Here is a 5,687-nt window from a genome sequence, read left to right as displayed (position 1 = left end):
GCCCAGGCCAGGTCGTCCGGCAGCGGCGCGGCGGGCAGCAGGCCGAGCGAGCCGCCGGGCGTCGCGGCCCGCCGCGCGGCCGGCCGCATGAGCGCGCCGAACACGCGCAGCGCGGGCCCGCGCGCCCCGGCCGGCAGCTCCGGCGGCAGCGGCGAGTCGCCCAGGAACACGTTGACCAGGCGGTTGAGGTACTGGAAGGTCACCGCGACCGCGACGAGCTCCACGGCGGCCTCCCCGGTGACCGGCGGGCCGCCGGCCTCGGGGGAGGCGCTCGCCCTGGCCCAGGCGGCCAGAGGCCGCAGCCGGGGATCGGCGGGGGCCAGCGCGCGCAGGGTCGCGCCGTGCACGTCCACGCAGTACGGGCACGCGTTCCCCGCCGAGACCTCCCTCGCCACCAGCTCCCCGGCCACCCGGCCGGCCGCGCCGGCGGCCAGCAGCGACTCGCGCAGCATCAGCCAGCACGCCGCCAGGGCGCGCGGCGCGGGGGAGTGCACGGCCACGGGCGGCGCGAGCATGCCGAAGTCCCGCTCGACCTGCTCGTACACCCGGGCCACCAGGCCGCGGGCGGCTCCGGGGCGCACCGGGCGGACGTACCGCACCTGGGCGAGCGCGCCGGGCGCCGTCATCCGGCTGAGCAGCCGGCCCATCGCGGGCGCCCTACCCGCGCAGCGCGGCGGCGGCCAGCGACGCGGTGCCGCGGCGGCCGGCGGTCGAGCCGTCCGGCGCGGGCGCGCCGTAGGAGACCTCCACGCCCCGCTCCCGCGCCGCCCTGACGATCCCCGGCACCGCCCGCTCGGCCAGCGCCGAGATGGTCATCGCCGGGTTGACGGTCAGCGCGCCCGGCACGGCCGAGCCGTCCGTGACGAAGATCCCCGGGTGGCCGCGCAGCTCGTGCCCGTCGTCCAGCGCCGAGGTGTACGGGTCGTCGCCGATCCGGCACGAGGCCAGCGGATGCACCGTGTACGCGCCCACGAGGTCGTTCGTCCACGGCGTCACCGTGGCCAGCCCGTCGCGCTCCAGGATCTCCTTGCACTCGGCGTCGGCCATCGCCCAGGCCGCCGAGGTGTTCGCGGTCGGCTTGTACGACAGCCGCCCCACGCCCAGCATCTGCTGGGAGACCCGGTCGGAGTTGCCGCGCGCGGGCGGCGGCCCGAAGACGCCCTCGTTGTCGTCCTCGATCATCTGGAAGATGATCAGCCAGGACCGCCAGCGCTCCAGCATCTCCTTCTTGCGCAGCCCGAACCACGTCGGGTCCGTCCCGCCGGCCAGCGCGAGGATGGTCCCAAGGCCGGGCGGGAAGTAGAGCTGCTCCAGCGAGTAGCGGGTGTACTCGGGCAGCGAGCCGTCCAGCCGGTCCCAGTTGGCCACCGTCGGGCCCTTGCCGATCTGGTTGGCCGCGTACGCCAGGCCGTCGCCCCGCTCCAGCCCCAGCACCTCGCGCACGCGCTCCTCGTTCAGCACGGCGGTGTTGAGCCGCTCGCCGTTGCCGGAGAAGTAGCGGCCCACGGCGTGCGGCATCGCGCCGAGCGCGGCCTCGCTGCGCTGGAGGATGACCGGCGTGGCCGCGGCCCCGGCGGCCACGACCACCACCTTGGCCTCGATCGTGCCCTCGCCCTCGGTCAGGCGGTAGTCCTCGCCGTGGACGATCTTGTAGTGCACCCGGTAGGAGCCGTCGGACGTCCGCTCGATGCTCTGCACCTCGTGCAGCGGCCTGATCCTGGCGCCGTGCGCGAGCGCCGCCGGCAGGTAGTTGGCCAGCAGCGACTGCTTGGCGTCGAACCGGCAGCCGGCCATCATCCAGTTGCAGTTGACGCAGGCCGCGGTGTCCACGGCGGCGGGCACGGGGTTGGCGGTGCGGCCCGCGTGCCGGCAGGCGGCCGCCCACAGGCCGCCGGAGTAGGACACGTCCTCCCAGCCCTGCTGGGTGATGGAGATGGACTCGGCGACCCGGTCGTACCAGGGGTCGAGGGTGTCGCGGCTGATCGCGGCCGGCCACATGCGGCGGTTGATGCTGCCGCGGCGCTCGAAGACGAAGCGCGGCGCGCGCGGCATGGCCGCGAAGTAGACCACGCTGCCGCCGCCCACGCAGTTGCCGCCCAGCACGCTCATGCCGTCGCCGACGGTGAAGTCGAAGATGCGGGTGTAGGAGGAGCCCAGCTTGAAGTCGTGCTCGTACTCGGCGGACTCCAGCCACGGCCCGCGCTCCAGCATGACCACGTCGGCGCCGCCCGCGGCCAGGTGGTAGGCGGGGATCGCGCCGCCGAAGCCGCTGCCGATCACCAGCACGTCGGTGCGTTCGACGCCGTTCATGCGGGGCTCCCTGAAGCTGTCGTGTCCGGGTGGAGGTCGGCGAGGGGACGGCCGTAGGAGTAGGCGGGGAAGCGCCACAGCCCGTCCGCGTCCGGCGGGGCGATGCCCATCGCGGTCAGGCCGGGATGCCCGGCCCTGAGGGCGTCGACGGTGTGCAGGTGGGCGGCGGAGTCGTAGGCCATGTAGCAGAACAGCACCAGCAGCACCCACAGCGCCTTCTCCGGGTGGCCGGGCGCGGTCAGCGTGCGCACCAGCGCGCCGCGCTCCTCGAACGGCAGGGCCACGAACGCCGGGACGCCCTCCTCCAGCACGATGCCGTGCTGGTCGGCGTGGGCGCGGGCGTGCTCGTTCAGCGAGCGGGCGTAGTCGTCCAGGCTTCCTGAGACGCCGGTGGCGTCCCATTCCAGCAGCTCGACGGCGCCGGCCGCGACCGCGCCGCCCGTCGGGCTCAGGCCGGCCACCGCCCGGTCGTCCGGACCGCGCTTGGCCCCGGGCACGATGGTGTCCGCGAGCGCCTCCAGCGTCTCCACCCTCGTCTCGTAGAGCAGTGGACCCATGGGTACTCCCTCGTTCAGGTCGGCTTTCGGTCGGTACGGTCGGTGGTGTCGGTGCGCGCCAGCGCGGCCCGCAGCGTGCTCAGCGCCCTGACGGTCTGGCTGCGGACCGTGGAGGACTCGTTGCCCATGACCTGGGCCGTGTCCTCCGCGCTGCGGCCCTCCCAGAACCGGAAGAAGATCGTCGCCCGCTGCCGCGGCCCCAGCCTGGACAGCGCGTCCATCAGCACGATGCGCTCGCCCACCAGGTCGTAGGGGTCCAGGGCGGCGGCCGCGTCGGGCGGCGCCCCGCTGAGCACCTCCCGCGACCAGCGCAGCGCCCTGCGGTCGCTGATGAGCAGCCGCCGCATGATCTGCCGCGCGTACGCCTCGGCCCGGTCGCGCCGGTCGAGGTCGTCCCAGTGCCGGTGCAGTGCCAGCAGTGTGCGCTGGACGAGGTCGTCGGCCTCGTGCCAGTCATCGGAAAGCCGGAAGGCGACCCGGCGCAACATCGGCCTGGCCTCCCGCGCGAAATTGGCGAATTCCTGCCCCCGTACCTCGGCCATCACCTTCACCCCCGGAACACGGCCGTGCAATTCCCGCTTTCTTCGGCATGCTCAGAATTGAATGCGCGGTCCGCCGCAACAACCCCTAACGGACGTCCTCGCGCCCTTATCCACAAAGGCGTCGCGGCCACCCCCTATTCGACCGCCGGTGACCCCTGTTTTCTTCTCGCGGCGCTCCCGGCCCGTTCCCGCGCACATACGCTCGCGGCGTGAGCGCCTCCGGTGCGGCATTGCTGGCGATCAGCGACCTCCATGTCGGGTTTCCCGAGAACAGGGCGGCCGTCGAGGAGCTGCGCCCGCGCACCGCGGACGACTGGCTGCTGGTGGCGGGGGACGTCGCCGAGCGGCTGGACGCGTTCGAGGAGACGCTCGGCCTGCTGCGCGAGCGCTTCGCCAGGGTGGTGTGGGCGCCGGGCAACCACGAGCTGTGGACCCCGCCCGGCGACCCCGGCCCGCGCGGCGAGGAGCGCTACCGGCGCCTGGTGCAGGTCTGCCGGCGCCTCGGCGTGCTCACGCCCGAGGACCCGTACGCGGTCTGGACGGGGGAGGGCGGCCCGGTGGCCGTCGTCCCCCTGTTCCTGCTGTACGACTACAGCTTCCGCGCGCCCGGCACCACCCGGGAACAGGCGCTCGGCCTGGCCCGCGAACAGGGGGTGGTGTGCAGGGACGAGTTCCTGCTGCATCCCGAGCCCTACCCCAGCAGGCAGGCGTGGTGCCGGGCCCGGGTGCGCGAGAGCGAGCTGCGGCTGGAGTCGCTCGACCCCGGCCTGCCCACGGTCCTGGTCAACCACTTCCCGCTGCTGCGCGCCCCCACCCGCGTCCTGCGGCACCAGGCGCTGGCGCAGTGGTGCGGCACCGAGCAGACGGCCGACTGGCACCTGCGCTTCCGCGCCGCCGCGGTCGTCTACGGCCACCTGCACATCCCGGGCACGAGCTGGCATGACGGGGTGCGCTTCGAGGAGGTCTCGCTCGGCTACCCGCACGAGCGGCGCCCGCACCACCGCGACGGACGGCTGCTGCGGCAACTGCTGCCGGCCCCCCGCCGCGAATGGGCTAGATAAACCGCATTCTCAGATAAATTGCCGAGATTTCCGAAAATTTCCCAAAAAAGGGCGATTTGTCATGCAGCGTACTGCCCGCCCGGGAGCGTGTACCAGGTGGCAACCGAAAGGCAATGCATCCGGAGCGCCGAGGAATCGCGCCCCCCTGTCGATTCTCCACCCGGAGAATCGACAGGGGACGCGCCCCCGACAGCTTCCGGGTTCCGGGAGACCATATGGACGACGTCATCGAACGAGCGGTCCTGCGGGTCATCGAGAGCATGCAGGAGAACCACGGCGAGCAGCTCACCATTGACGACATGGCGCGCACCGCGATGTTCAGCAAGTTCCACTTCTCGCGTGTCTTCCAGCGCGTGACCGGGCTGTCCCCTGGACGGTTCCTGTCCGCGGTGCGGCTGCGCGAGGCCAAGCGCCTGCTCGTGTCGACCTCGCTCAGCATCACGCACATCAGCCACCAGGTCGGCTACTCCAGCGTGGGCACCTTCAGCTCGCGCTTCACCCACAGCGTGGGACTGTCGCCGAGCAGGTACCGGCAGGTCATGAGCGTCACGGCGGAGGACCTGACCGGCGGTGACCGCGCGTTCGGCGGCCCGGCGGCGACCCTGCACGGCGTCGTGACCTCGCCCCTGGCCGACCGGCCGGTGTTCGCCGGCGTGTTCCCCGGCCAGATCCTGGAGGGCAGGCCGGCGAGCTTCACCCTGATCGGCCGGCCCGGCCCGTACGTGCTGGAGAACGTGCCCAAGGGCACCTGGTACCTGATCGCCCAGTCCGTGGCGGAGTCCCGCGAGGACGCCGTGCACCACCCGCCCCAGGGTGACGCCGCGACGTGCATCGCCCGGATCGGGCCGATCGAGGTGGGGGGCGGCGGGGCCGAGCGCGCCGACCTGCGGTTGCGTCCCATGAGCGTGCTCGACCCGCCCGTCCTGCTCGCCCTGCGCGACCTGCTGGCCTGGACCGACACCCACACCTGACAGAAGGGACGGCACACCCGGAAGGGCCCGCGGGGCGTGGTGCGGGGGGGCCGCCCGGGTGTGCCGCGGGGTGGGGTTGTACCGGGCGGTGGCAAAGGCGGGGGGCGCGTGCTAGGCAGCCCGCCGCCCCCCCCCCCCCGCCCCCCTCCCCCGAGTGCGACCCGGCGGCCCACTGCGCCCGTAAACGGCCCCGCGACACCGCTCGGGAAGCAGCTGGCGACGATTGGCAGGACACCGGCCTCGTCT

The 5,687-nt window shown here is 73.5% G+C and carries 5 protein-coding genes and 1 pseudogene; 2 read left to right on the top strand and 4 right to left on the bottom strand.

Annotated elements, in window-relative coordinates; genetic code table 11:
* The 4 genes and pseudogenes from ABZ815_RS52510 to ABZ815_RS52495 form a co-directional block, all read right to left on the bottom strand.
* Nucleotides 1-647: pseudogene (locus ABZ815_RS52510) on the bottom strand (carboxymuconolactone decarboxylase family protein); the annotation flags it as partial.
* Nucleotides 648-657: 10 nt separating this feature from the next.
* Nucleotides 658-2,310, bottom strand: a complete 1,653-nt coding sequence (locus tag ABZ815_RS52505; protein WP_357711043.1) for an FAD-dependent oxidoreductase — start codon at nt 2,308-2,310, stop codon at nt 658-660.
* The gene (locus tag ABZ815_RS52500) at nt 2,307-2,867 is read right to left on the bottom strand and encodes a DUF5987 family protein (protein WP_357711041.1); all 561 of its coding nucleotides are present in this window, start codon (nt 2,865-2,867) and stop codon (nt 2,307-2,309) included. The genes ABZ815_RS52505 and ABZ815_RS52500 overlap by 4 nt, the downstream gene beginning before the upstream one ends.
* A gap of 14 nt (nt 2,868-2,881) precedes the next feature.
* Nucleotides 2,882-3,409 (bottom strand): sigma-70 family RNA polymerase sigma factor, encoded by a 528-nt coding sequence (locus ABZ815_RS52495; protein WP_357711038.1) that lies wholly within the window; start codon nt 3,407-3,409, stop codon nt 2,882-2,884.
* Nucleotides 3,410-3,618: 209 nt separating this feature from the next.
* Between ABZ815_RS52495 and ABZ815_RS52490 the strand changes: the two genes are divergently transcribed.
* Complete coding sequence (locus tag ABZ815_RS52490; RefSeq protein ID WP_357711035.1) at nt 3,619-4,470, top strand: metallophosphoesterase; 852 nt, start codon at nt 3,619-3,621, stop codon at nt 4,468-4,470.
* Between the two features lie 215 nt (nt 4,471-4,685).
* Complete coding sequence (locus ABZ815_RS52485; RefSeq protein ID WP_357711032.1) at nt 4,686-5,441, top strand: AraC family transcriptional regulator; 756 nt, start codon at nt 4,686-4,688, stop codon at nt 5,439-5,441.
* Nucleotides 5,442-5,687 lie beyond the last annotated feature (246 nt).

Origin of the sequence: Nonomuraea sp. NPDC047529 (assembly GCF_040642995.1) — a bacterium.
Classification (GTDB): Bacteria; Actinomycetota; Actinomycetes; order Streptosporangiales; family Streptosporangiaceae; genus Nonomuraea.
This window is presented reverse-complemented; position numbering and strand designations above follow the sequence as displayed.